Raw genomic sequence first — 22,852 nt, forward strand, 5'->3', positions numbered from 1 at the left:
GAGGGAGTATGTCGGAACCGTTTATCGCTGAAATTCGCATTTTCGCCGGAAATTTTGCACCCAGAAGCTGGGCCTTCTGCAACGGTCAGCTCCTTCCGATCTCGCAGAACACCGCCTTGTTTTCGCTGATCGGAACGACCTATGGTGGTGACGGTCGCTCCACCACCGCGCTGCCCAACCTCAAAGGGCGGGCGCCGATGCACCCGGGACGGGGACCGGGTCTCACCTCCCGCCGGCTCGGACAGCGGGGCGGTGTGGAGATGGTCTCCTTGACCGAAGCGCAAATGCCCAACCACACCCACACGATGATGACGTCGATCGACCCGGCTGATTTTCAGGCACCCGCCAACGGCAGGACCATCGCCCGGCGCGCCATCTTTCATAATGCGACGAATCTCGTGAACATGGCGAGCACCATTACGACCAACACCGGTGGGAGTCAGCCGCACAACAATTTGCAGCCGTTTCTCACCATGAACTTCATCATCGCCCTTCAGGGTTTGTATCCATCCCGTGGCTGAACGGCTCGGTATCCCGGTGGGGTGGGGTCGCTCTCGCGAACTCGCCCCCGATCACGCAAAGGACGAACGATGTTAGGTACCCTCCATGTCTCCCTACGGCCAGCCGAGGAGCGCGACACGGCGTTTTTGAGTGAGGTCTACCGCTCGACCCGCTTGGAAGAAATGCAGGCATCCGGTTGGAGCGAAAAAGAAATAGTCGATTTTCTGGAGTTTCAATTCCAAGCCCAGCACAAGTTCTACCACGAACAATGGCCCAGCACCGATTTCGACCTGATCCTGGTCAACGGCGTTCCCGCAGGGCGCCTGTACGTGGATCGGCGTGACGACGAAATTCGTGTGGTCGATATCGCGCTGTTGCCGGATTATCGCGGCAAGGGCATCGGCGGTGACCTGCTGCGCGAGATTCTGGCCGAGGCCCACGGCAAGGACCAACCGGTTCGAATCCACGTGGAGCACAACAATCCCGCCATGCACCTCTACCTTCGACTCGGTTTCAAAAAGGTGGATACCAACGGCGTCTACCACCTGATGGAGTGCCCGCCTCCCGGCAACGCGTCCTGAGCGGAAGCCGCATTCAGGATTTGTCCGTCAGTTTGGCGAGAATGGGCGCCACCGCTTCACATCCGCTCAATACGGCACCGTAGGTCGCCGCCATCCGGCTCAAGTCGTTCCGAATCTCCACGAGCAAACGGGTCAGGTCGTCGGCCTCTTCGGCGACTTTCGTGGGATCCATCTCCTCGATTTCGTGTAACTCCGATTGGATGAATCCCGAGATGATGGGCAGGCCCTGCTGTATTTCCGCGTAGGCGCGGTGGTAGGTCTCCAGGTAGGGGAGGTGTTGCTGCAGTAATACCAACGCATCCGGCGTCGCCTCGTCGGCGAGCGCCTGGAGCTTGGCGGCGAAAGACAGAAACTGCCGGCACAGGGCTTCGATTTGCGTCACCTGGTTTTGGGTTCGGCGCAGGAGCGCGAGGCACTCGGAATGACTCAGGGTTTCTTCGGGATCGATCGCGGCGGCTTCCTCGACGATGTCCAGGTCCGGCATCGCATCGCCCACATAGCGCCGGAGCACCTCGCGCAGTTTGCGTTTTTCGAAGTGGGGGATCTCGGCACCGCCCTGCGTGGCGTTGACCAGCAGGCGACCTGGGTCCCGCCAGCGAATCCGTGCGGCGAAATCGCCGAACCACAGGAGGAACTGGTGGTAGTTGGTGAGTGAACGGACCGGCCGGCCGAAATAACCGGGAACCATGCGCTCGTCTTCGGCCACATGGCAGAAGTTCTGGTTGAATTCGGGCATGGTGTAGTAGTGGTCGGAGACCGAAAGATCCTGACCGATGAGGATCACCGGATTGCAGCCGAACGCGACGGCCAGGGAACAGGCGTCGTTGGCCACCGAACCACCTGAATCCAGGTGATGGCGCTTCATGCGTTCCGGGAATTGTTGCGCCAGCCAGGTACCCACGAGATTGGTGGGATTTCCGTAGACGAAAGTGTGCCCGTGTGAATGCGTGAAAAACGGGATTTCGGCCTTGTCCGACAGCAGGAAGTGGGTTTGGCCCAGGTTGGTGCAGTCGGCGATCGACTGGTAGAAGGGTTGGGACTCCATGTGCACCAGGAAATCCGGTGCGATGCCGGCGCATTCCAGGGGACGGGCGGTACGGGCCAGGGCGAAGACCAGCACCTGGTTCCGGTAGGGCCGCAACGCCGCGAGGTTACGGGCCAGTGAAGGTCCTGGCGACACGATGACCGCCGGCACGTCCTTGAAACGGTCCGCCAGCCGTTCCACTCCGGGAAGCCTCGTGCTGTGGGGCAGGGCCTCCAGCGCCGCCCGTGTGAACAGCGGCATCAGGCGATCGATGGTTCTCCGACCCAGTTCCTTCTGGAATCGGGCCTCGGCGACGATGCGCTTCAGCCATGCGTCGACGTTCGGCATGAGTTGGCGGTGCGCCGGCAGCAGCACCAATTTGAGGGCGCCGGGCTGGATGGGGAGCAGGCGGGCGAGCAGTTCCTTGAAGCGGGGTTCGGAGCCGCAGAGAATGGCCTGCTTTTGGGGGAGAAGCCGGGCCAGGTCGACGTGGTGCAGCATGGTTCGAAGCAGGTCGGGAAAAGGTTCGAAGATCAACACGCGGCTGGAGGCGGACACTTCGTCGGCGATCAGGGCGTGCCCCAAACCGAACCCCACGTGGATGTGCAGTTGTGCCGCGGGAGATTGGACCAGCTTGGTCGCCTCTTTGAGGGGGTCGTAGCGGCCGTGGACCCAGGCGTCGCGATAGCGCAGGGCCAGGCCGCCCTTGCGGGCCGGCTCCGGATGCTGGGCGGTGCCGCCGATCTGCGCCAATTCATCCAATAAATCGGGATCGTATTCTTTCAAAAAGGCACGATTACGTGCTTCCAGGTTTTCCGGCAAGCGAGCACCTCGACATGGGCTTGGGCTATTCGCGCCGTTCGGCAATGCCACGCCGTCGGCCGTTCCGCCAGTTATCGAGGCGTTGGATCGTAGCGTGCAATATTTTCCCGGCGATTTTCTTCATCCGTGGTTCCAAATGAGTTTGGGAGATATTGTAACCGGAGAGTGGCGCTCGTGAAAACGAGCTGAACGGCGCAGGGTTCCGCGTGACCGGTTTCCAGGAGTCCAATGGTTGTGGAAGGGAAATTGAAGCCAGAAGTAAACTATTTGTAGATGAATGTGTTAGGATGGAAAACAGTCCTTTTTTCAGCAACCGGGAATTGCCCGCGCTCGGTTCACCATCGCCCGAGATCGCGGGTGGAAAACCCTCACTATCCGAGTTTCACCGTCCTTCAAGTTGCCTGGGGATGATCGCTTCAACCACACCTGTCTCTCGAACGCTTCCCAGCCCTCTCCTTTGTACCCAACCCGCAACGGATGTCCTTTTCGATTCTAAAGTTTGGTTTGGAGGTTGAGTTCCATGGACGAACTTCATGCCGGGGAACGGCGGCGCTTCTTCCGTTACAGCGTGGGGAGCACCATGCAGAAAGATCTCGATATCCGCACGACGGAGGTCGTGGCGCATATCGATATCCACACCGAGGATGACAGTTTCGAGCCGGAATACGTGGCGATGGTGGTCGAGCAATCCCACCAGGGCTGCGGTCTGGTATTGGTTCGCTACAACAAAGACTATGAAAAGCTGACCAAGGATGTCCCGTGCATCGTCAAGGTCGGTCGGCTCCATCCGTTGCCCGCCATCATCCGCTGGCGCAAAGACTTGGACGAAGACCTCTTCAAGTTGGGCCTGGAATTCAAGGAATGATGGACCAAACCCGCCCGTGAACCGGAAGTCGGCCCATTCCGCGAAGAGGCGGTTGTTGCCGAGATCCGAACCCTGACGCCCGATGGCGTGCCCATCCAGCCGGGCGATCCCGATGGGAAGAAGTCTCCCCTTTCTGGATGGGCAGCGCGGATCAGCCGAGCTTTTCGGCGACGAGACGGTTGATGACCTTGGGATTGGCCTTGCCGCCCGTGGCCTTCATCATCTTGCCCACGAAAAAGCCGGTGAGCTTTTTCTCGCCGGCCTTGTATCGCGCGACTTCGTCGGGGTGATCCGCCGCGATTTGGGCCAGGATCCGCTCCAACTCGGCCGTATCGCTGACTTGGGTGAGTCCCCGTTTGGCGACGATGTCGGCCGGTTTGCCGCCCTTCTCGGCCAACACGGCGAAGACGTCGCGGGCGATCTTGTTGGAAATGGTGTCGGCGTCGATCAACGCCACCAATTCGGCGAGTTCGGTGGGGCCGAACGGTAATTGGGACAGCGGGCGATCCTTCAGCTCGCGCGCCAGTTCGTTGTTGATCCAGTTGGCGATGGCCTTGGCGTTGTCGTGGGTCGCCAGAGCCGCTTCGAAGAACCGAACGCGGGCCGGGTCCGCCGTCAGCAGGTCGGCGTCTTCCTCACTCAAGCCGTGGTCATCGCGGTAGGCCGTGAATTTGGCGGCCAGTTCCGGCGTCTTGTCGGCCAGGGGGTCGCGCTTCGGTTCGGCCGGTGCCGGCGTGGCCTTTTCCACCTTGCTCGGCGCGGGTTTGGAAGGGGCCGCCGGCTTCGCTTTGGTCTCCCCGGAGATCTTGGCCCAGGAATCGCGCAGTCCCACGATGCGGTTGTAGACCGGTTTGTCGGGTGTGCTGTCGCCCACGTCGCGAATGAAATAACCCAGCCGCTCGAATTGGTAACGGGTGCCATCGGCATCGCCCGCGATGGCGGGTTCCACGAAGCCCTGAACCACCTCCAGGGAATCGGGGTTGAGCATGTCGAGAAAATCCCCTTCTTCCTGATCCGGATGTTCCACGGCCAACAGACGATCGTAGAGACGGATTTCGGCGGGCACCGCGTGTTTGGCGGAGACCCAATGAATGGTGCCCTTGACCTTGCGGTCGGTGGGGTTGGTACCCAGGGTGGCGGCGTCGTACGTGCAGTGCAGGGCGGTGATCTCGCCGCTTTCGGGATCCTTGACGACCTTCTCGCATTTGATGATGTAGGCGTGGCGAAGGCGGACTTCCCGTCCCGGCGCCAAGCGGAAGAATTTCTTGGGGGGGTCCTCGCGGAAATCGTCGCGGTCGATGTAGATCTCGCGCGAGAACGGCAGTTCGCGCGAGCCCTCCAACGGCACGTCGTGGGGGTAGAGCGAGGCGTCCAACATCTCCACCTTGTCTTCGGGATAGTTGTCGATGACGACCTTCAACGGGTTTTGTATGGCGAGGACCCGCGGGACCTTCGGGTTGAGGTCGTTGCGCACGCAGAATTCGAGTTTGGTGAAATCGACGGTGCTGTTGGCCTTGGCCACGCCGACCCGTTCGCACAGATCGCGAATGGCCTCGGCGGTGTAGCCGCGCCGGCGCATACCGGCGATGGTGGGCATGCGCGGATCATCCCAGCCACTGACCAGCTTCTCGTTCACCAGGCGCAGGAATTTGCGCTTGCTCATGACGGTGTAGTTCAGTTTCAAGCGGGCGAATTCGTACTGGTGCGGCACGTTCTCGCGGTCACACTCGGCGATGACCCAATCGTAGATATCGCGGTTGTTCTCGAATTCCAGGGTGCAGATGGAGTGGGTGATGTTCTCGATGCTGTCGGAAAGGCAGTGGGCGAAATCGTACATGGGGTAGATGCACCAGGTTTCGCCCGTGCGATAGTGATGGGCGTGGCGGATGCGGTACAGCAAGGGATCGCGCATCTTCATGTTTGCCGCGGCCATGTCGATCTTGGCCCGCAGCACGTGTTCGCCGTCGGCGAAGTCACCGGCACGCATTTTCCGGAACAGGTCCAGGTTCTCTTCCACACTGCGGTCGCGATAGGGGCTCGGCTTGCCGGGCTCGGTGACGGTGCCGCGATAGGTGCGAATCTCCTCTTCGCTGAGGCTGTCCACATAGGCCTTGCCCTTCTTGATGAGGTGTTCTGCAGAGGCGTAGAGTTCGTCGAAATAGTCCGATGCGAAATACAGGTGGTCTTGCCAGTCGAAGCCGAGCCAGCGAATATCGTTTTGGATGGATGCCACGTACTCCATGTCTTCGGTCGTGGGATTGGTGTCGTCGAATCGCAGATGGCAGGTTCCGCCATACTCTCCGGCCAACCCGAAGTTCAGACAGATCGACTTGGCGTGGCCGATGTGCAGGTAACCGTTGGGCTCGGGGGGGAATCTGGTCGCCACGCGTCCCTGGTGCTTGCCGGTGCGCAAATCCTCTTCGATGATGGCTCGAATGAAGTTGGATGGTCTGCCGTCTTTGCTCTTATCGGCGGCGGCATCGCCGGGAGAAGCTGGTGCGTGACTCAAGACTGGAATACCTCGCGAGAAAGTCATGGGAGCGGGCGGGGAACGCCGAGTTCCGAGCCCCTCCTGCGGCCGCGCCGGGCCGACGTGACCGCAATACTACCATCGGTCGGCGCGGAAATGGAGCCCGGATCTGGACCCTGTTTCTCACAAAAGACCGCCGTTCGACGCTGGGAACTTCGGGAGCCGCGGGGGTCCCTTCAATCTTCGCGGCTCTCGCCCGCTTCGATGGTGGCCAGCGGAAGCGAAAGCCGGAAGCGAACGCCGCTGTCGTCGCCGTCGCAGTAGGCTTTGATCTCGCCTTTCATTTCGTGAATCGCGGTGGCGCAGGCGTGGAGCAGGAAACGGTTGGCCGAGGGACGTGCCGTGCCGCCCTGGGCGAACAGCCGTGGTAGATCGGCGGGAGTGACGGCCGGTCCACTGTCGCGCATTTCGACGATGATCTCGCGGGTGGATTGGAAGGTGCGGATCATGAGGCGGCGCGGCCGGTCTTCCTCGTTGGTCGCCATACATTCACAGGCGTGCTGCAGCAGATTGAGAAAGATCCGCAGGAGCTTGGCGCGCTGGAGGTAGTAGGTGGGCAGCGGTTCGAGATCCTGGTTCAGCGCGACCCTGGCCGCTCGCAAGTCCTTGCCCTTGATCTTGATGGCATCGGCGATGAGCTGATTGATGTCGACCGGGTGCGACACGTTGTCCTGCTTGGCGTATTTCTGCTGGGCCGAGACGATTTGGGTGAGTTGGTAGATTTGGTTGTTGATCTTGCCCAGACAGGTGGCCAGGGCCGACCGCTGCGTCGAAAGGTGGGCCACCTCCTGAACCAGCTCGCGCCGCAGCTCCCCGCCGCGGCTGTCCTCGTGGCGCAGGGACATGTAGCCGCCGGGCAGGGCCTCGATGCGGGTCAAGACTTTGGGCACCTTTTTTGGGCCGCGATTGGCGTCCAGCAGGCCGTGGGCCTGCTCGATGTCGGATCGGACCCGGGTGATGGCATCCTCCACCTGGTGCAGCACGTTGTAGGCGATCTCGGCCATGCCCGCGCGATGGGCGGCCTCGATCACCTGTTCCTGCGCGGTGACCAGTCTGCCGTGGGTGCGCTGGAGATTGTCGGTGCGTTCGGAAACCAACCGCTCCAGGGTGACCTGGCGCTTGTGGATGCGTACGAAACGAATGCGGTCCAGCAGCCACAGCGATCCGAGCAGGAGGGCGACCAGCAGGACCTTGAACCAGGGACCCTGGTAGAAGAACCCCTGCTGTTCGAACTCGAACATGGCGCCTTCTTCGTTCCACAATCCGTCGTTGTTGGAACCCTTCACGATGAACCGGTACTTACCGGGCGGCAGGTTGGTGTAGAAGGCGGTGCGGCGGTTGCCGGCATCGATCGGTTCGTGGTCGATGCCCTCCAACATGGTTCGGAAGCGCACCCGGCCCGGCACGGCGAAGCTGAGGGCGGTGTAGTGGATTTCCAATTTGCCGGCACCGGCGGGCAATAGGGCGGGTATGGCGGGATCGTACGGTTTCCCGTCGACCCGAACCTCGGTGATGTGAATCGGCGGTGGCAGCGGGTTTCGGTACATTTGGTTGGCGTCCATCACGGTCAGGCCCTGAATGGTGGGAAACCACGATTGACCGTCCGGGCCCAGGGCACCGGCGGGGAAGGCGCCGCCGTTGCACTCGGCGCTGCGCATGCCGTCTTCGGTGGTGAACACGGTGCAGCGCAGCAGTTGGCGGGAACCCGTGGCGTCCATGTAGGCGTTGATCTCGGCCCGGGGAATCAGGTAGACGCCGTGATTCGAGCTCATCCAAAAGCGTTGCTGGTCGTCTTCGAGGATTTCGAGAACCTTGTCGTCGTACAGGCCGTCGGCCATGTTGACATGGGTGATGCGACGATCGCGAATGCGATTGAGCCCGTTGTCCGAAGTGCCCGCCCACAGCACGCCCTCCGCGTCCTCGTACAACGCCAAGACCTGGTCGCTCGACAGGCCGTGGCGGTGATCCAGGGTGTCGAACACACCGTTGCGGTATTGGTTCAGGCCGCCGCCTCGGGTGGCGATCCACAGTGTGCCGTCGTGCGCCTCGAGCAGGTTGATGATGAGGTTGGAGGAGAGCCCGTCCGCGGTGGTGAAGGTGCGGAACCGGTTGTCGCGGAAGCGCATCAGGCCCTGGCGGGTGGCGATCCAGAGGGTACCGTTGCGATCGCGCAGGATGCGGTTGATCGATTTGGCGGTCATGCCGTCATCGGCGTCGTAGACCTTGAATTCGCCGTCCCGATAGTGGATCAGGCCGGTACCGAAACTGCCGATCCACAGGCCGCCCTCGGGATCCGCGTACAGGCATTCGAGCTGTTCGCCCGGTAGGCCCTGCTCGCGCCCGAAACTGCCGAGCACCTCGTCTTCGATCTTCAGCAGGCCGCCGTCCGTGGCCGCCCAAAGAACACCATCGCCGTCGAAGGTGACCGAACGCACCATGTTGTGCGGCAATCCGTGTTCCGTGGTGAAGGTGGTGACCGGGCCGTCCCGGAAACGCAGCAGGCCCCCCGATTCCACGCCGACCCACATGTTGCCTTCGCGATCCGGGCAGAGCGTGGCCACGGTGTTGTAGGGCAGGCCGTGTTCCTGGGAAAAGGATTGAACCAGTTTGGCCTCCGGGCTGATTCCGGCCAGCCCGCCGTTGCCCATCCCGATCCAGAGAATACCGTTGGTATCCTCCTCCATGCAGAACACGTTGGGGTCGAGCAACGCGCCTCCCAGATCCGGTTGCACGATCTCGTCGTTTTCCACGAAGCAGAGCCCTTTCGACGTGCCGACCCACAGGCGGCCCTGCAAGTCCAACTCGAGGCACCAGACCCGGTCGCTCGGCAAACCCCGGTCCTCCCCGAAGCGGGTGATTCGCTCGCCTTCGACCAAGTACAGTCCCTTGCGGCTGGCCACCCAGAGCCGACCCATGTCGTCGACCTGGTAATCCCAGATCGTGTCGGGTTTCCGCGCGTCCAGGCGCAGGCCCTTGACGCGATCGTCGCGCAGCACGAACCCTTCGTTTTTGCGCGTGCCGATGTAGATCGTGCCGTCGCGGGTGGCGACCATGCAGGTGACCGAATCGTCTTCGAGGCCGAGGCTGGGGCCCTTGAAACAGTTGAGATTCCTGTCCAGATAGTAGAGTTCGGCCTGGTTGGATGCGAACCAGATGCGCCCGTCACGGCCTTCGCATACCGCGTTGACCAAATTCGAATCCATGTTGGGCGTGTTTTCGTGCTGAAAGACGCGGAAAGTGAAGCCGTCGAAGCGCACCAGGCCCTCGTGCGTGCCGAACCAGATGAACCCATCCGAGGCTTGAATGAGCGAGACCACCGAATTCTGGGGGAGCCCGTCGTCCGTGTTCCACAGGCGCACGATGTATTGGTTCAATTCCTTGGCCCAAAGCGAGGAGCTCCAGAAGAACCAAAGGCCGGCAGCCAGAACGGCAGGCAGGAGGGCCGTCGGTGTTCGCATGAACCGGGGGCGTCTCATGGATGAACTCCTACGCCGGCTTTTCGTGATGGCCCTGAGGCGTAAAGCCCGATGGCTGCGATTCACCGGTCTCGCTTTGGGCCAGCGGCCTTTCCACCGGATGGGTCTCCGTATCGATGGGGAGCACGACCCGGAATTGGGTGCCCCTGTTTGGACCGGCGCTGATGACTTCGAGGCGGCCCTTCATTTCCTCGACGACCTTGGCGCAATAATGCAGGCCGAATCCGTGTCCCTGTTTTTTGGTCGTGAAGCCATATTGGAACAGCTTGTCTCGATCATCCGGTTTGATGCCTTCGCCGGTGTCGCTGATGAGGATCGTGACGAAACCGTCGGGTTTGCTCTGGGTGCGAACCGTCAGGACGTGGCGCTGTCGACCCTGGTGAAGATGAATGGCCTCGCAGGCGTTCTTCACCAGATTGGCGATGATTTGCATGAACTCTGATTTGAAGATGCGCACCAGCGGGAGTGGCTGGAGGTCCTCGACCAATTCGATGTTCTCGGCGCGAATCAGGTTCGCGTGCATCTGGAGTACGTCTTCGATCAACAGGTTCAGGTCGGCCTCTTCATAGGCGCGGTGTTGGTTGTTCAACTCCTTTTGGTTGTTGACGATATCGGTGATGTGGGCAACCTGGCGCAGGAACAGGCGAAGTTCCAGGTCCACTTCCGAGCGCGCTTCCTCCAGCACGTCACACATGTCACGCAGGGCGCTGGGCAGATTGCGACCCTGCTTGGAATCGAGAATGAAGCTTCCCAGGTGGGCGGCCTCGTCCTGGGTGAGTTTGTCGATGCGGGCGAGCAGCCGCGAGACCGCGGGATCGTGGTAACGATCGCTCATCAGTTCGGCGGAGGTCAGGGCACTGTTGAGCGCGTTGCCGATATTGTGCAGCAGGTCGGTAGCGATCTGGGCCATGCCGGCGAGTCGGGCGCTTTCGGCCAATTGGCGGTTGACGCGGGCCATCTCCTCGTTCATCGCGGTCAGTTCCGTGGTTCGCGCCGCCACCGTCTGCTCCAGTTCACGGCGCTGTCGCTGGTGGTTGCGGATGCGCCACAGGTGAGCCAGGTAGCCCAGGAGGAGAAAAACGAGCAGCAGCGCCAGGTAGAACACCGGGCGTTGGTAGATGAACGGGGACAATCGAAAGACGTAGGGCGTCGCGGCTTCGTGCCAGGCGCCGCCCGGCAGGCGGGCCGCCACCCGGAACCGGAAATCGCCCGGGGGCAGGTGGCTGTAGTAGGCCACGCGATTGGTGCCGGCTTCGACCCAGTCCCGATCGTAGGGTTCCATGCGGTAGCGGAACGCCAGGTTGCGCGACTTGACGAAGTTCAGCGCGGTGAAATGCAGTTGGAAATGGTGACTGCCGGCCGGGAATACGGGGTGTTTGCCCGGTTTCGGCCTGCCGCGTTCGTACGAGACCTCCTCGATCACCACTTTCAGGGATTCGGGTACGGGGCGCGCCCGTTCGGGATCGAAGCGCACGACACCCATGATCGTGGGCACCCAGATGATGCCCTCGTTGTCCATGCACCCGGAGGACGGACCGATGTCATTGCATTCGACGCTCTGCATGCCGTCACTGCGGTCGAAACTCTCGAACGGGAGGGTGTCGATGTCGCCCCGCAGGTAGCGGTCGAACTGGTCCATGGCCAAATGGTAGATGCCGTAGTTGCTGGTGAACCACAGGCCTCTGTCTCGATCCTCGATGATTTGAAACACCGTGTCCGCGAACAGGCCGTCACGGGTGCGGAATACGTCGAAGCGATTGCCGCGGAACCGAACCAGTCCCGCCGATTCGGTGGAAAGCCAGAGATGGTCGCGAGAGTCGCGGTAAATCAGGAAGAACTGATTGGCGGGCAGGCCGTCCTGCTTGGTCCAGATCCGCCAGCCGTCGCCCTTTTCCACTGCCAATCCGCGGCCGGTACTGACCCAGATCCTGCCCTGGGCATCTTGTTCGATATCGGTGATGTTGTTGTGGGGCAGGCCGGCATCCTTGTCGATGGTGGTGAAACGGCCGTCGCGGTAAACGGAAATGCCCTTTTCGTAGGTGCCGATCCACATGGAGCCGTCGCTGTGGTCGTGCAGGGTGTTGACGTAGTCTTCGGCCAATCCGTGCGACTCTTCCGTGAAACGTGTGACGGTTTCGCCGTCGAAGTGAACGACGCCGTCGCCGTCGGTTGCGATCCACAGGTGGCCGCGACGATCCCGCAGCACCGACTGGGCCAGTGCCCCATCCGGCAACAGGCGATGGGTGTAATCGGTGATCGCATCGCCGTTCACGTGGTGTAGGGTGGCGTCGTCGCTGCCGATCCACACACCGCCCTTGGGGTCGTGCCTGGCGACCCAGATCATGTTGTTGCTGAGGCCGTCACGTCGGGTCAATGCCGTCATGAACCCGTCGGAGAAGCGATTGAGCCCACCACCGATGGTGCCCAACCACAGATTGCCCTCCAAATCCTCGAGGAAGCTGTAGACATGGCCGTTGGTCAGGGGGAACGGGTCCGGGTGGGCGGTGAGACGAAGTGCCGCCCGACCCTGACCGTTCGGGTCGGTCGTGATGCGGGTGATGCCCTCGCCCACGGTCGCGACCCAGATCGTTCCATTGCGATCTTCGAACAAAGCCGTGATTTGGTTGCCGCTCAGGCCCTGCTCGCGGGTAAGGACCGAACTCGCGCCCTTTCCCTTGGTCAGGGCCTCGGTGTCGTCGAACATTTGGATGCCGCGGAATTCGGTGCCCAACCACAGGCGGCCGCGACTGTCGACGAGCAGGCTGGAGATGTCGAGGTCGTGCAGTCCCCTCTCCAGGCCGAACCACCGCCAGGTGCCGTTCTCGAGGCAGCCCAGGCCGCGATCCTCACTGGCCGCCCACAGAAGGCCGTGCGAGTCCAGGAAGAGATCCGAAATGTAGCGGGGGCCGTCGACATATTGCCGCAACACGCCCTTCTCCAGGTGGAACAGCCCCTGGCTTTCGGTGCCGACCCACAGGGTTCCGTCGCCGTCCTCGCGAATGACCTTGATCGGGGCCTGGGCAATTTCACTCTCGATCTTTTGCAGGTTCAGGCTTTCGATGTGCGGCTGCGAGCGAAACAGGTGGCCCGCGCGGTTGCCGATCCAAAAGATGCCATTGCGGTCCTCGTAGAGCGCCCGGATGTCGTGGTTCGCCAGGCCCGGCGTGTTGTGCTTGTGAAACACCACGAAGCGGCTGCCGTCGAAGCGGGCCAGGCCTTCCTGTGTCGCGACCCAGATGTATTGGTCCCTCGTCTGCCACAGGGAACGCACGGAGTTTTGCGGCAAGCCCTCTTTGGCCTGCCAACTCTCGTGAACGTAGTGGTGGAGGCTTTTTGATGGGTCGAGGCCCATCATGGACGCCAGCCAGAAGCTGAGCAGCAGGGTCAATGGAAAAACTCCAGGAAGGACTTCAGGCCATAAGGATAACGATGGATCATCGGTCGGTCTTCATTCAAATGTATCGTATTCACAACCCAAAACCTGAATCGGCGCGGCTTTTTCGCGGGGGTGGCACGGGCCGGAACCGGCGATCGATTCGGGTCGGGTACCTTCCCGAATCGCCGGGCTTGGCGGCGCGGTCGGGAATTCCTGGCCGGGACCGCTGTAGCCGATGTTGCGCCACTGCTACAATAGATCGTTTTGGCTCGAAGCATGTGATTTGGGTGTCAGCGATCCGTCCGGATCGGCATGGCGGCATCCAGGCCCGGCGCTCGGGAAGTGCTTCGGTCTCTTGTGCGGGGGGGTCATGGTCTATTTTCAGTGGCATGGTGAAGCCGAAGCGGTTCGCCGACTCTACGGACTGCGTGGCTCGGCCGGGCTCCACCATCTGGTGGCGCGAGGGGGAAAGGGCGTCGTGGTCACCCACGATGCCAAGCGGATTCACACACTGGCCCAGTCCCTGCGCGCCTTGGCGCCCGAGGCCCTGGTCTTCGAGCTGCCGCCCCTGGATGGATCGCCCTTCGCCTTCACCCCGGTACACCCACAGACCCGTCGCGATCGATTGGCCTGCTTCGACGCCCTGCTCTCCGGCAGGTGGGACTTCATCGTCACCCAGACGCGCATGTTTCTGGAGCCGCTCGCACCCCGTGAAAAGCTTGCGACCCCGCGTCTCGACCTGGTCGCGGGAAACGAATACGACCTGGCCGAACTCTGCCGAACCCTCGTCGACATGGGATACCTGGCTTCGGACCTGGTGAGCCAGCCCGGTGATTTCGCTCGTCGGGGCGGCATTCTCGATATCTACAGTTCCGTGGACGAGCGCGCCTGGCGACTCGATTTTTGGGATGACGAACTGGAGGAGATTCGCGAACTGGATCCCGGCACGCAGCGCTCCATCGGCCAGTGCGAGCGCATCCACCTGCTGCCGCTGTTCGAGTGGCGCGTGGGCCCCGACGAGGCCGAGACCTTCGCGCGCAAGGGCGGCGAACAATGGAATCAAACAGATGCCCGAAAACACTTTTTGTCCCTGGTCGCCGAGCTGCGCGATCGCGGCCGTTTTTCCGGGTACCTTCACTGGGCCGCGCTGTTCTTTCCCGAAGCCACCCATCTGCCCGATCTCATTTCCGAACCGGTGACCTACTACCTCGAGGATTGGGACGGGGCCCAGGAGATTCAGGAACAGTACCTGACCCAGCTCGAGCTTCAGGGCGAGGCCCTGGGCAGCGGGCAATTGCATGCGCCCCTGCGGGTCCTGACCGGAAGGAAGGACCCGCGCATCGTCGATCTGCCCGAGACGGCGACCGCGCTTTCGCTGCACCACCTCAAGATGGAGCGGGTCGACGAGGAGTACATCACCCAATCGGTGCCGGCCTACAAAAACGACGTCCGTCGCTTCGTGGATCATTGGAAACAGCAGGCGAAACGACTGGCGATCGTCGTGGTCTCGGACAACAGCGGCGCCCTCAAACGGCTGGAAGAGACCATCGAGGACGATGGCTTCTTCGTCCATCCGCTGACGTTGCCGATCCCCGACACCCTGGAACCGGGCTTCTACATGGCGCGCGGCGATTTGGAGACGGGCTTCCAATGGCCCGATCGACACCTGGTCGTACTCAGCGGCAACGATATCTGGTCCAAGACGCCTCGCACGCGAAAGCCCGCGGCCGGCAAGAAGACGTTCCAGGCCGAGTTCCGCGATCTGAAGGTCGGCGATTTCGTCGTCCACGACGACTATGGCATTGGCAAGTTCTTGGGTTTGGTAGAGATGGAGGCGGGAGGCGCCAGCCACGAGATGATGGCGCTGACCTATAAAAACGATCAGAAACTCTACATGTCGCTAAACCAGATCCATCTGGTCCAGCGATTCGGCGCCGCCGACAGCCAGGTGCAGTTGGACAAACTGGGCGGGACCGGGTGGGAGCGCACCAAGACGCGGGTCAAGCGTGCGGTGCGCGAGATGGCCGGCGAGTTGATTCAACTGTACGCCCAGCGCAGCCTGGTCACCCGCCATGCCTACGGGCCCGATACCGAATGGCAGGCCGAGTTCGAAGAGGCCTTTCCCCACGAGCCGACCCAAGGCCAGTTGACGGCGATTTCCGAGATCAAGCGCGACCTGGAGAGCACCAAACCGATGGACCGCCTGTTGGTCGGCGACGTGGGATTCGGCAAGACCGAGGTCGCCATGCGCATGGCCTTCAAGGTGGTCATGGAAGGCTACCAGGTCGCGGTGTTGTGCCCCACCACCGTCCTGGCCTTTCAGCACTACCACACCTTCAAGAACCGATTCGCCAACTTCCCGGTGAGCATCGGCTGGATCTCGCGCTTCAGCTCGCCCTCGGCCACCAAGCGCGCCCTGTCCGGATTGGCCGACGGCAAGGTGGACATCATCGTGGGGACCCACCGCCTGCTGAGCAAGGATATCCAGTTCAAGAATCTCGGGGCGGTCGTCATCGACGAAGAACAGCGCTTCGGAGTCGCCCACAAGGAACGCCTCAAGCAGTTCCGTAAACAAATCGACGTCTTGAGCATGTCGGCCACGCCGATTCCGCGCACGCTCAACATGTCGTTGTCGGGGATTCGCGATATTTCGGTCATCGAAACCCCACCGCGCAACCGCCTGGCGATCAGCACCACGGTGACCGAATCGCGCGAAGGCACCATCAAGAACGCCGTCGAGTTCGAGCTCGCCCGCGGCGGCCAGGTCTTTTTCATTCACAACCGCGTCGAAACGATGGACCAGGTCGTCGCCGGGTTGGGCCAATTAATGCCGGGCCTACGGATCTCCGTGGCCCACGGCCAGATGGAGCCGAAGCGCATCGAACGGGAGATGCTGGCCTTCATGGAACACGAGACGGATGTCCTGGTGGCCTCGACCATCATCGAGAACGGTGTAGACATTCCCAACGCCAATACGATGATCGTCAACCGCTCGGACATGTTCGGCATGAGCCAGCTCTATCAGCTTCGCGGCCGCATCGGCCGGTCCGATCGGCCGGCCTTCGCCTACCTGCTGGTGCCGCCCCGGGCCCGCATGTCGACCCAGGCGCGGATGCGGCTGGCCACGCTCGAAGAGTTCTCCGACCTGGGTGCCGGATTTCGCATCGCCGCCCGGGACATGGAGTTGCGCGGTGCGGGCAACCTCCTGGGTGGCCGACAGGCGGGCCACATCAACACCATCGGGTACGACATGTTCGTGAAGCTGCTCGAGGAGGCCGTGAGCGAGTTGCGCGGCACCCAGGTTCAAGATCGCATCGCCTGTCTGGTGAACCTCAACTTCGGTGCGGCGATTCCGCGCCGCTACGTGGAGGAGACCAACCAGCGGCTGCACTACTACAAGCAGTTGGCCGGTGCCGAGTCCGATGCCCACATCGACGAGATCTGCGAAATCATGGTGGATTGCTACGGCTCGCTCGACGATCCGGTCCTCCAATTGTGTCGGGAACACCGCCTGCGCCTGTTCCTGGCCGAGCACCGCGTGCTGAACGTGGAGCGCGAGCGCGACACCGTTCGCCTGCGCTTCCACGAGACCGCTTCGGTCAAGATGGAAGTCGTGCTGGGCTGGATCCAGAAGGGGAACGGGGTGACCTTGACGCCGGAAGGGGTGCTGACGCTCCCGTTACCCTCCAAAAATCCCGAGGAAGCGATCGATTTCGTCCGGGAATCGGTAGAGGCGCTGGTAGGGCCCAAAGAATCGGCCGAATAGAGTCAGGCTTGACTTTATGAGGCTTGGGCCTCTTGGGTCGAACACGCCGATGGGCATCGAGAGGCCCATCGAAGGCGTGCCGGCCTCCCGGAAAGCCGACGCTCCCGGGAGGTGGACCGGGAGGAAACGTTTATTGACCGTTTTGTGGCGGCGCTCGGTTGGCTGCTGGTTTGTTTTTGTTTGAAAAATCACATTGAGGAACAGTTGTTTCAGTAGAGGGAATATAAATCCATATTTTCTCCATGATTGCTACTTACCTTGCAGCGCAGATAAGCCGAGTCCTCAACCCCACAACCTTCTTTACTCCATATTTGAAAATCGAGGCTACCCTTTGGCTCTTTGACGCCGCCGCCAACGGCGAAGGGGCCCGAAACCGAGCGACCCCGTCCTTCTCGGCGCAAAGGTGAGATCGGGGGAGTCGGGCTTTGTTTCCTCCCCTTGTGTGGTGTCTTTCGAGACCGAGGTTTCGGGACCCACTGCGTTGCAGCCGCGACTTTCTTGGGAAAACCAGGAGGATATCACCATGAGCGATGCCTTCGCGAAGGTCAACACCTGGCTGGCCGAATTGGGACAGCCGGGAACGCCATCCTTGGCCCTGGATCCGGATGGGCGGTTGGGATTTCAGGTCGACCGACATCAGCCGTGTTTTTTGCAGGTCGACGTGGGAGATGCCCTGCTTCATTGGTTCCTGCCCGTCTGCGATCTGCCGCGTTCGTCCAAAGGGCGAACCCAAACCATGGCCACATGTCTCCAATTGTATTACCTGAAACAACAGACATGTGGTGCCCACCTGGGCATGAGTTTCGATGAACGACACATCTTGTTGTTGTATGCCCGCTCCTTGGAATTGATGGATCGCTTGAGCTTCATCAACATCACGGGCCAACTGGTAACCACCAATCATGCACTTCGCGTGGCACTCGATGCGCCTGCGCCCTCCACTTCGAGTGATGCCGATCCCTTCCGGATGCTCGGACGGCTCGTTTGACCGTCCAACCATGTAACCCAAGGAGGTTCGAATGAACCAAATCGAACGCGTTCCCAGCAACGTGCACAAGTTTTTGCGCCACCGCGGCCAAACGATTTATCTTCATTTCTCCCCACAAGACATGTCTCCGTCGATCACCTATGACGGGAGAACCTTTACCGATCTGCTCGACGCCCTGGCCGGCATTCCCGATGTGGATCAGCCTTCCGCTTCGTCCGTCTTCGCCCAGGTTGTCAATTTTTTGGGGTTTGCGGGCGAATACGTGTACATCGGAGACCCCGGGGCCTTCAAAGAGCGATATCGTCGACGCGTGAATCGCCGCAGTGAAGATCCGACCGATGCCTTCCATCGTTTTGGTCCTTTCGACGTTTCTGAAATCGACCACCCCAAACTCGAAAGCGGCCATCTTGTCTTTTGGGTGTATTCGCGCGCTGAAATGGTGCCCTACCGGGTGCGTGTGCCCACGCCCCTCCATTCGAACGACCAGGTTCTCGATTACCGGCTCTTGCCCTACGCGGCCGAAGGAGGCAGAGATGCTGGCGACTGAACGCCTCAATCACTGGTTGTCCCGAGTGGGGGCCGATGCAGGACAAGCGCCGTGCCTCGATGAAAAGGGCGTGTGTGCCTTCGTGTTCGAGGACGAGGTGGAAGTGCTGATCTCTGTCGACGATCAATCGCCGTTCCTCTATTTTTTCGCGGAGCTGTTGTCACTCGATGAACAGAATGAATCGGCCAAGGCGAAGATATTCGAGCATTGCCTCAAGCTGAACCTGTGCCCCAGCTTGACCGCCGGCGCCGCCATTGCGTTCGACCCGATCCACCATCGCGTCGTCTTCAATGAAACCATCGCTCTGGAAGACCTCGACGAACACCGGTTTTTTTCTCGATTTACCGCGATTGGCACCAAAACGGTCGCGCTATGGCGGACATTCAATGGGCGTAGTGACCAAGCCGTGCGGGATGACGGTGACGCTTCGACGCCGGATCGAATGCCGGAAATGGGTCCGGTGCTTCCCTTCGAGGGCTTCGTGTGACTCGCGAAGTCGGGTCGACGGGTGGGAGTTCTGTCGACATGGACCAATTCCGTTAGCCGAAAACCACCGACCGAGTGGGAGCGCTGAAGTTGGCGTGCATCGGGCCTCCCTTCGAAAGGTCTCGATGGTGATCACGCATCTCGCATGCCCAACCGTTCCCCGCAACCTCCCGCCCTGAAGACAAGCCAGAGATTCACCACGGGTACCCACGATGTCGCATTGTCTTTCACGCGAAAGACAGAGCCCGAGGTGCGTCCCGAGCTCGCGATCTCAATTCGGTTATCGAAAGCAAGTTTTTTAATTTAAGGATTTACGATCATGAAAGGAATGAATATCAACGTCAGTCAGCGTTACGCCACCGGGGTTTATCAGCGGGGGACGAATATCGACACCGGAAAACCTCGAGGGCAAGGGCTCATGGCGAACTTTTCGCGAACGCCCAAGACGTTGGCGCTTTTCAATCACGAGGGGCAAAACCATATTTCGACCGGTGTTTCCGAACTCCAGTTCGGCCTGCTCGAGATGCTCGACAGCGTCCAAAATCCCAGCCTGGACGCTACCAACAAACAACTGGTCAAGGATATTTTGAACACCGCGGGTGTGGATTTTTCCGAAATGAACCAACGGACCCAGTTGAAGGCCGCGGTCATGTTGGGAAGAGGCGAAGTCAGCGGTGCCTGGTTGGCCCAAAATACCAACGCCGTCAGTCGAGACGATGCCGATGCGATCGCAGTCGGCAAGATGCTTCAAAAGGATTACGCGTTCGCCCACAAGCAAAAGATGGGTGGTATCCAAGATCCTTCGGATTCGTTCAACACGCGTTTGGCGCTCGATATCGCGGATCGGGTGATCGGGGTGGATGGCAATGTCGACCAGAATAAGCTGGATACTGTAATCGAGCAGTTACAAAACGACACCTTGGCCGCGACGTTCGGTGTGGGCCCACATCGCCAGGAAATGGTCAAGTTGCTCACCCACATCAGCAATTCGGGCAATTTTCGAAACGTACTCAATGGAATCAACGCGCCCAATCTCAATACGCCTCAAGAACGTATCGTGCGAGCCACGATCAACAAGCCCACCGGGAATTTGACGGACCGCGATGCACGCAAGGCGGTACTTTCCGCCATGCTTTCCCATTTGAGGCAGGGGTCGGTGGGCTCGTGCTTCGGTACCAGTATCGCCATCCATTTGAAAACCAATCATTACGACAAAACGCTCAATATCATGAAGTCCCTCGTGGAGCGAGGTGTCGTCCCTGCCCAGTTCCAAAAGACGCCGAACACGAACCAATACAATTTCGACTTCCCCATCAACGATCGGGTCTTCGACACTCAGTACGATCAGAACATGTCGATCAAACGCAATGGCATCGTCACGGCGGTCGACGGAAGCGGCTTGGATGGAAACATCAAAGTCAAGGAGATTCCGGGGATCGTCAAGGCATTGGAAGCGATTGGCATCCAGGATGCCGATCGACAGCACAATGTGTTGCTTGCGGCATTGCGGGACTTGACGAGCGCGATCGGTTCCTCCGAAATCAGTCCGAAAACCCTGTTGCATCAAGTCATTCAGAAAGAAAATGTCGGGAACAAGGCCGAAGCCAAGAAAAAAGCCGCCTTTGCATTCCATGCCAGTATGGAGAACCGACTTCTGCGGTCGTTCGAGTACACCCTTTCCGGTTTGGCGGAAACGCGCTATAAATCGATGTCATTGGTGTCACTTGGCACCAAGGTGACCGATACGTTTGCCGCCAACAACTACATGAATCTCGTTGTTGGGGCGATGCAGTCCGTCACCGATGGTACGGATCAGAATACTTACGCTAACTTCGCGTCAGATTTCAGTGTGCGACTGTCGGAACTCTTTGATCAGAATTTGATTTTGACCTACGATCCCGAGTTCACCCAGTCCAAAGTTGCAGATGATGGGCGTTCCACCCATGGTGGTTTCACGATTTCGTTTAGGAACCCGACCAACAACGAAACCGTTCCCGTAACCAGCACGAGGCAACTGGTGGACGCGCTCAGGACCATGTTCACCTATCAGGCGAATCAAGATTTGACGGCGATCCAAAACGCAGGGTACAACAATCCTCAAAACGTTCAGGCAGCCCACATACAATTGACTACGGCCCTTTGGAATACTATCAATACCGATCAATTCGAACAACGGTTCCCGAATAGGTTGAGACACTATCAGGAAGATCCGTTGGGGTTCGCCAAAGGGTCCAAGTCCTTTACGGTGATGCGGATGATTTTTCCCAACGATTCCTCAATTACGAGTGATACGAAACATCGAAACAACAACCACACGGGTAAAGATGTCTTGCGACTCGCCATTCAATCCATGCGCGGCATCCATCAGAATATGTCGGACATTCACAATAATTTCCAACAGCGAGATTTATCTCAAATCAGTGTCCCCGCTTCCAACGGCCCTCATGCTTTTTTGATTCAACCTGGACTGGATCCCGCCTTTGTCGATGCTTGGAGTGGCTCCGAATCGATCGACTCCTGGATTGAAGCGAATTTGGAGACCTTCGATGTCAAAAATTACGAAGTGACAAGTTTGGAAAAAGATCAAGTCGACGCCGTGATCGAAAAAGTGGGCCCGTGGTACGACATCGACGTCGACGCCGTAAAAGAGGCCCTACAGGATAATGACCCCATCTACCCGGATGATATGTATCGTGCTCTGGTGGACAACATGCCCCAATCTCCCAAGAAGGCTCAATTCGAAAAGGAGCTTGCCTTGGATCTGGTCGAGGCCTTCGACGCCCCGATCGGAAAGGTGATCTTTGCCGATACCAACTGGGGCAACGGTGATACCCAGATTCATTTTGGCACGGCCTACAACCCGTTCTCTCAAAGTACCGATCTTTGGGAATTCAAGTACGATGGTAGTGATTGGACGCCGCGCAGCGTATCCGATCAGGCCCAGCATGTTCAGACCAAGTGGGATATCGCCAATGATCCACACCAATTCGGTTTCTGACGGGGCTAGTGGGGGAGAGGCGGGCAGGCAGGACTCGGGATGGGGCAGTGATGTTCTTGAAGTGTACGGCGAAGTGACGTACATTGACAGGGGAGGTCAGTGATGTCCACTACCAAAACGATCAAGACTGCACGCCTCGAAGCCCGAGTGAGCCCCGAATTGGCCGAGCTCATCGAACGCGCCGCTGACATGGAGGGTCTTTCTAAGACCGGTTTCATGGTTCGTGTCCTTAAGAAAGAAGCCGAACGAGTCATTCGGGAAAGCGAGATTATTCGTCTCTCGGTCTTGGATCAAGAGCGCTTCGCTCAAGCCATTCTCGACCCACCGGAGCCAACGGCTGCCTTAAAGAAGGCTTTCGCACGCCGCCGTGAATTGTTAGGTGCCGATTGAAAATCGAGAAACTCGGCAAAGTCCATGACCGCGAGGCCTTCAACTGCGGAAGTGAGCCCCTGGATCGCTACTTCAAAACCCAAGTCACTCAGGACGTGCGCCGACGGGTGACAGCCTGTTTCGTCGCAATCAGCTCGGGAGATCATGTTGCTGGGTACTTCACACTCAACGCCTCATCGGTGTTGATCGAAGATCTGCCTGAGGCCGTCAAGAAAAAGCTGCCGCGGTATCCGACCGTGCCCGTCGTGCGCATGGGACGGTTGGCTGTGGATGTGGCGTTCAAGGGGCAAGGTTTGGGTGCCGCCCTGCTAGCCGAGGCGCTCAATCGTAGCGCAAGTTCCGGTATTGGTGCCTTCGCCCTGGTCGTCGATGCAAAAGACGCCCACGCCGCCTCATTTTACCGGCACTTTGGGTTTCAACCCTTCCAGTATGAATCTCTGACCTTGTTTCTCCCCCTAGCAACAGCACTCAAGGTGAAGCCCTGACCGTTCAGGGTCATATG

At 59.9% G+C, this 22,852-nt stretch carries 14 protein-coding genes; 10 read left to right on the forward strand and 4 right to left on the reverse strand.

Going from position 1 to position 22,852, the window contains the following annotated elements; genetic code table 11:
• The first annotated feature begins 8 nt into the window (after positions 1–8).
• Both J3U87_RS16655 and J3U87_RS16660 read left to right on the forward strand, forming a co-directional pair.
• Complete coding sequence (locus J3U87_RS16655) at positions 9–521, forward strand: phage tail protein (protein WP_237384183.1); 513 nt, start codon at positions 9–11, stop codon at positions 519–521.
• A gap of 69 nt (positions 522–590) precedes the next feature.
• A complete protein-coding gene (locus tag J3U87_RS16660; RefSeq protein WP_237384184.1) occupies positions 591–1,082 on the forward strand; it encodes a GNAT family N-acetyltransferase in 492 nt (163 codons plus the stop codon).
• A 13-nt stretch (positions 1,083–1,095) separates the two neighbouring features.
• Here J3U87_RS16660 and J3U87_RS16665 read toward each other — a convergent pair whose 3' ends face one another.
• Entirely contained in the window at positions 1,096–2,928 is a 1,833-nt protein-coding gene (locus tag J3U87_RS16665; protein WP_237384185.1) for a motility associated factor glycosyltransferase family protein, read from the reverse strand.
• A gap of 520 nt (positions 2,929–3,448) precedes the next feature.
• Between J3U87_RS16665 and J3U87_RS16670 the strand changes: the two genes are divergently transcribed.
• Positions 3,449–3,793 (forward strand): hypothetical protein, encoded by a 345-nt coding sequence (locus J3U87_RS16670; RefSeq protein ID WP_237384186.1) that lies wholly within the window; start codon positions 3,449–3,451, stop codon positions 3,791–3,793.
• A gap of 151 nt (positions 3,794–3,944) precedes the next feature.
• Here J3U87_RS16670 and J3U87_RS16675 read toward each other — a convergent pair whose 3' ends face one another.
• The 3 genes from J3U87_RS16675 to J3U87_RS16685 form a co-directional block, all read right to left on the reverse strand.
• Positions 3,945–6,302: a glutamine--tRNA ligase/YqeY domain fusion protein gene (locus tag J3U87_RS16675; protein ID WP_237384187.1), complete on the reverse strand. Its 2,358-nt coding sequence runs from the start codon at positions 6,300–6,302 to the stop codon at positions 3,945–3,947.
• 197 nt (positions 6,303–6,499) lie between these two features.
• Entirely contained in the window at positions 6,500–9,799 is a 3,300-nt protein-coding gene (locus J3U87_RS16680; RefSeq protein ID WP_237384188.1) for a two-component regulator propeller domain-containing protein, read from the reverse strand.
• Between the two features lie 10 nt (positions 9,800–9,809).
• On the reverse strand, positions 9,810–13,187 hold the full coding sequence (locus J3U87_RS16685) for a ligand-binding sensor domain-containing protein (RefSeq protein WP_237384189.1): 3,378 nt from the start codon (positions 13,185–13,187) through the stop codon (positions 9,810–9,812).
• Positions 13,188–13,545: 358 nt separating this feature from the next.
• Here J3U87_RS16685 and mfd point away from each other — a divergent pair, with 358 nt between their 5' ends.
• The 7 genes from mfd to J3U87_RS16720 all read left to right on the forward strand — a co-directional run bounded on the left by mfd (position 13,546) and on the right by J3U87_RS16720 (position 22,835).
• The gene (gene mfd / locus J3U87_RS16690) at positions 13,546–16,941 is read left to right on the forward strand and encodes a transcription-repair coupling factor (protein ID WP_237384190.1); all 3,396 of its coding nucleotides are present in this window, start codon (positions 13,546–13,548) and stop codon (positions 16,939–16,941) included.
• Positions 16,942–17,464: 523 nt separating this feature from the next.
• On the forward strand, positions 17,465–17,929 hold the full coding sequence (locus J3U87_RS16695) for a CesT family type III secretion system chaperone (protein ID WP_237384191.1): 465 nt from the start codon (positions 17,465–17,467) through the stop codon (positions 17,927–17,929).
• 31 nt (positions 17,930–17,960) lie between these two features.
• Positions 17,961–18,476 carry a hypothetical protein gene (locus tag J3U87_RS16700; RefSeq protein WP_237384192.1) on the forward strand — a complete coding sequence of 172 codons (516 nt, stop codon included), beginning with the start codon at positions 17,961–17,963 and terminating at the stop codon, positions 18,474–18,476.
• A complete protein-coding gene (locus J3U87_RS16705) occupies positions 18,463–18,963 on the forward strand; it encodes a CesT family type III secretion system chaperone (RefSeq protein WP_237384193.1) in 501 nt (166 codons plus the stop codon). The genes J3U87_RS16700 and J3U87_RS16705 overlap by 14 nt, the downstream gene beginning before the upstream one ends.
• A gap of 327 nt (positions 18,964–19,290) precedes the next feature.
• Positions 19,291–21,960, forward strand: a complete 2,670-nt coding sequence (locus tag J3U87_RS16710; protein ID WP_237384194.1) for a hypothetical protein — start codon at positions 19,291–19,293, stop codon at positions 21,958–21,960.
• 102 nt (positions 21,961–22,062) lie between these two features.
• Positions 22,063–22,350 (forward strand): type II toxin-antitoxin system TacA family antitoxin, encoded by a 288-nt coding sequence (locus tag J3U87_RS16715; protein WP_237384195.1) that lies wholly within the window; start codon positions 22,063–22,065, stop codon positions 22,348–22,350.
• Entirely contained in the window at positions 22,347–22,835 is a 489-nt protein-coding gene (locus J3U87_RS16720) for a GNAT family N-acetyltransferase (RefSeq protein ID WP_237384196.1), read from the forward strand. Before J3U87_RS16715 ends, J3U87_RS16720 begins: the two co-directional genes overlap by 4 nt.
• The last annotated feature ends 17 nt before the right edge of the window (positions 22,836–22,852 follow it).

The sequence above is a fragment of the Sulfidibacter corallicola genome (genome assembly GCF_017498545.1).
GTDB lineage: Bacteria > Acidobacteriota > Holophagae > Acanthopleuribacterales > Acanthopleuribacteraceae > Sulfidibacter > Sulfidibacter corallicola.